The 223-nt window shown below is 42.6% G+C and carries 1 pseudogene; it reads right to left on the bottom strand.

Features of this window, described 5'->3' with window-relative positions:
* Positions 1-223 (bottom strand): annotated as a pseudogene (locus IC21_RS14785) (DDE transposase); the annotation flags it as partial.

Below are 223 nucleotides of genomic sequence, written 5' to 3'. Positions count from 1 at the left end.
CAAGCGTTTACCAAAATCCGGCAACCGTTCCAGGAGCTGTTCTACCAAAGTCTCAAACATTTTATCCATCATTTCTTCGTCACGGATTAGAGATTTTAGAAACCGCGTATAGGCATATGAAGTTGGAACCTGACCTTCAAAGCCACACATCTCCCTTAATTGGCCATTACGGGAGAGTTCACGGCGTAATTTCTCAATGCTTTCATGTTGAAATACAATGCCT

The sequence above is a fragment of the Heyndrickxia coagulans DSM 1 = ATCC 7050 genome (genome assembly GCF_000290615.1).
GTDB classification, from domain to species: domain Bacteria; phylum Bacillota; class Bacilli; order Bacillales; family Bacillaceae_C; genus Weizmannia; species Weizmannia coagulans.
This window is presented reverse-complemented; position numbering and strand designations above follow the sequence as displayed.